A 1,891-nucleotide genomic window follows, 5' to 3' on the forward strand; every position below is an offset into this window, starting at 1 on the left:
GCATGGTAGGCGAGCAATGTGTGCGGGGAGAAGTTTAACTGTAAAGTTAGGTGGACTGCACACAAGAGAGAATGTTGGCATGAGTAACGAGAGGCAGGTGAGAAACCTGCCCGTCGAAAACCCAAGGTTTCCTGAGGAAGGCTCGTCCGCTCAGGGTAAGTCGGGACCTAAGCCGAGGCCGAAAGGCGTAGGCGATGGACAACAGGTTGAGATTCCTGTACCACCGACATTCGTTTGAGAGAAGTGGGGACACAGGAGGATAGGCCGAGCGCGCGGTTGGTAGAGCGCGTCCAAGCTGGTAGGGAGATCTGGTAGGCAAATCCGCCGGGTCATATCCTGAGAAGTGATGGGGAGCGAAATTAGAGTAGCGAAGCGGTTGAATCCACACTGTCAAGAAAAGCCACTATCGAGAATGAAGGTGCCCGTACCGCAAACCGACACAGGTGGGTGAGGAGAGAATCCTAAGACGAACGGGAGAACTATTGTTAAGGAACTCGGCAAAATGACCCCGTAACTTCGGGAGAAGGGGTGCCGGGAGAGGTGAATAATTTACTTAGTAAGCCTCATCCGGCCGCAGAGAATAGGCCCAAGCGACTGTTTAGCAAAAACACAGGTCTCTGCAAAGTCGAAAGACGAAGTATAGGGGCTGACGCCTGCCCGGTGCTGGAAGGTTAAGGGGAAGAGTTAGGGTAACCGAAGCTCGGAACTGAAGCCCCAGTAAACGGCGGCCGTAACTATAACGGTCCTAAGGTAGCGAAATTCCTTGTCGGGTAAGTTCCGACCCGCACGAAAGGCGTAACGATTTGGGCGCTGTCTCAACAATAGACCCGGTGAAATTGTAATACCAGTGAAGATGCTGGTTACCTGCGACAGGACGGAAAGACCCCGTGGAGCTTTACTGCAGCCTGACATTGGATTTTGGTACTGAATGTACAGGATAGGTGGGAGACTGAGAAGCCGGAACGCCAGTTTCGGTGGAGTCGACGTTGGGATACCACTCTTTGAGTACTGGAATTCTAACCAAGTACCGTAAACCGGTACTGGGACACTGTCAGGCGGGCAGTTTGACTGGGGCGGTCGCCTCCCAAAGAGTAACGGAGGCGCTCAAAGGTTCCCTCAGCACGGTCGGAAATCGTGCGAAGAGTGTAAAGGCATAAGGGAGCTTGAATGCGAGACATACAGGTCGAGCAAGGACGAAAGTCGGACTTAGTGATCCGGTGGTACCGCGTGGAAGGGCCATCGCTCAACGGATAAAAGCTACCCCGGGGATAACAGGCTTATCTCCCCCAAGAGTCCACATCGACGGGGAGGTTTGGCACCTCGATGTCGGCTCATCACATCCTGGGGCTGAAGTAGGTCCCAAGGGTTGGGCTGTTCGCCCATTAAAGTGGTACGCGAGCTGGGTTCAGAACGTCGTGAGACAGTTCGGTCCCTATCCGTCGCAGGCGCAGGAAATTTGAGAGGGTCTGTCCTTAGTACGAGAGGACCGGGATGGACATACCGCTGGTGAACCAGTTGTTCTGCCAAGGGCATCGCTGGGTAGCTACGTATGGCAGGGATAAGTGCTGAAGGCATCTAAGCACGAAGCCCGCCTCAAGATGAGATTTCCCACTACGAAAGTAGGTAAGACCCCAGAAAGACGATCTGGTTGATAGGTCGGAGGTGGAAGTGCAGCAATGCATGGAGCTGACCGATACTAATGGTACGAGGACTTGACCAAAAGCCTTTAACAACGATCATGCAGTTTTGAGGGAACAAAAGGAGTCGTGGCTACAGCGAAGGGGAAACACCTGTTTCCATCCCGAACACAGCCGTTAAGCCCTTCAGCGCTGATGGTACTGGGACGTGAAGTCCTGGGAGAGTAGGTCGCTGCGACTCCTTACCTTCTAAA

The 1,891-nt window shown here is 53.5% G+C and carries 2 rRNA genes; both read left to right on the forward strand.

Annotated features, from left to right (window positions below):
• Positions 1 to 1,720, forward strand: a 23S ribosomal RNA gene (locus tag AAIG11_RS17760); the annotation flags it as partial.
• A gap of 42 nt (positions 1,721 to 1,762) precedes the next feature.
• A 5S ribosomal RNA gene (gene rrf / locus AAIG11_RS17765) occupies positions 1,763 to 1,878 on the forward strand.
• The last annotated feature ends 13 nt before the right edge of the window (positions 1,879 to 1,891 follow it).

Origin of the sequence: Anoxynatronum sibiricum (assembly GCF_039414295.1) — a bacterium.
Classification (GTDB): Bacteria; Bacillota; Clostridia; order Peptostreptococcales; family Tindalliaceae; genus Anoxynatronum; species Anoxynatronum sibiricum.